The following is a 2305-nucleotide window of genomic DNA, read 5'->3' as shown; positions in this document are numbered from 1 at the left end:
GCTAGTAGCCATGTCTAGCAGCTATACCTAGTAACTACGTAATGTTATCTACAATACAAAACGCCCGAATCTATGAGATTGCGGGCGTTTTTCCATAACTAAATATACTTTTTTAATTAAGAAGCAGTGGAATTATTAATAAGTCGCTTCTTTATCTTCAATAATGACCATATCGATGCTTTCATCTTTAGGCGTCGCTTTTGGTGCCTCTGGCGCTACCGGTGCTTTAGGCGTTGCTTCTGACTGGCTGCTTTGATTACTACTACTCTGGTTACTTTGATTCACAGTCGGTGGTGTAGCAGGTTGTGCTGGGCGCACAGGCGCAGCTGGCGTTACCGCTCTTGGCTGGCTGGTATTATTATTGCTCTGTGTATTCTGCGCTGGTTCACGGCGGCGTTCAGGTTGCTGAGTAGCACGTTGGGCACGCTGCTCTTCCATTGCTGACTGGAGCGTTGAGCTGGCGACCACTTCTGATACCACTGTCAATAATGCTGGCTGTCCTGCGATACGTGCACGTACTTGACCACCTTGCGTACCAACGACATAGGTGAAAGCATCATCGATAAGCATGTTGTTATTGATACGAATACTGTCATTGGCTAAGCGCGATTGCAAACTTGGCTGATTGTTCGCGGCTTGCAATTGGCTCGCTTGATATAAGTCTTCACTTGGCAAGGTCATGCTCACGCTCGCCTGACAAGTGGTTAAACCGTTTTCATTGGTCTCTTGCAATACGGCAGCATTTTGTACATCAATGATGATACCGTCAGCTTTAGTAGAAATTACACCACTGCTTAGACTAATCTCTGCCTCATTGGCATAACTTACCGCTAAGGTCTGCGCTTGTTGATTGAGCGTATTTTTTAAAGCGGATTTGAGACGGTCTTGTACCATAGGGTCGTCACAGCTCACTGCTGTGGCAGCCGCATTTTCACTGACCTGTACTTCTTGATCGGTCACTTCTGTCGTATCAGCAGCTTCATCCTTTTCTGAGCGATCACAACCAGCAAGCGCTAAACCACATATCATGCCGATACCAGCAACTTTATACCATTTGCTCACATTTTTATTTGCTACGCTCATATCTCTTTTGCTCCAATTCGCTGATTCGTACCGCCGCCCACGGACAGTATTCAACATTTAAAATATAATACTCAAATCTAACCGAAACCGGCATTGCGATAGATTTGAAAATCACATTATTATACGTTGTTTGCATGTAATGGTCATCCATGTAGCCTGTCGATATACAAATAACGCTCAACATTGTGTCCAAAATCTGGCTTTGGTTGCAAAAACGCTACAAAAGATTATTCACCTAGATAAATATTAAGATGTTAATACAAGTTTATATAATCGCCAAAAGCAACCCAGAAGCTTCTATTGACTTCCTTCCCTCCCTAAAGTGAGGGGATTCCTACTAAAGACGGTCAAGCCCGACCGCGAGTATGTTTTTTGCTCCATTAACGTCTCGTTGATGGGTCGTTTTACAAGAACGACAGAACCATATTCTTATACCAAGACCTGTTCTACCTTTCGGACTGTCTTGGCGTGAGCCGCAACACGAGCAAGTTTGGGTTGTGTACGCTTCATTCACTTCAATATAGTGGCAACCTGCGTTCGCGCATTTGTAATCCAGTTGCCGCTTTATTTCAAACCAACCAGCGTCATAGACGGATTTGGCAAGTTTGCTTGAAGTGAATGATTTTGATTTTATCTTTCCAACAACGATTAGATTGTTGGCTTTGACTAATTTATTGGTAAATTTATGAATTAAATCTTTACGGGTGTTTTTAATTTTGGCGTTAATAGCACGAGTACGCTTTTTATTCTTAGCACGTTGCGATATTGCCAGTTTTTCAGCATATTGATGCGTGATTTTGGTTTGTAATTTATCACCATCACTACTCACTGCTGCATCTTTACAACCCAAATCAATACCAACCTGTCCAAGGCCGCACTTGGTATTCGGAAATTCTTTAACGGTCACACAGGCATACCAATGACCGCGACTATCTTGCACCAACTCACAGGTATTAATGGCATAGAGGGCTAGATTGTAGCTGTCCCATAGGTCTATAGTGAGTTTTTGACCTTTAGCCAGACTGAACTGAATAGTAGATTTAAGGCTCTTTACCCCTGCCTTTTTGACACCTAGATATTTTATTGCTGACTTTTTAAACGGAATCCAACCAAGGTTTTTACGACTTGATTTAGGATTATTGGTACGCCATTTTAGTTTGGCTTTTTTGAATTGTTTACGAGCTTTGGCATGGGTTTCAGCGATGGCTTGTAAGGTTTGGCT

Annotated in this window: 1 protein-coding gene and 1 pseudogene; both read right to left on the bottom strand. The window is 42.7% G+C overall.

Going from position 1 to position 2305, the window contains the following annotated elements; all coding sequences use genetic code 11:
• Positions 1–135: 135 nt before the first annotated feature.
• Positions 136–1083, bottom strand: coding sequence for a hypothetical protein (locus VLN09_RS06915; protein WP_325244968.1), 948 nt, complete (start codon positions 1081–1083; stop codon positions 136–138).
• Positions 1084–1400: 317 nt separating this feature from the next.
• A pseudogene (locus VLN09_RS06910) lies at positions 1401–2305 on the bottom strand (RNA-guided endonuclease InsQ/TnpB family protein); the annotation flags it as partial.

It is taken from the genome of Psychrobacter sp. (genome assembly GCF_035469765.1).
Classification (GTDB): Bacteria; Pseudomonadota; Gammaproteobacteria; order Pseudomonadales; family Moraxellaceae; genus Psychrobacter.
This window is presented reverse-complemented; position numbering and strand designations above follow the sequence as displayed.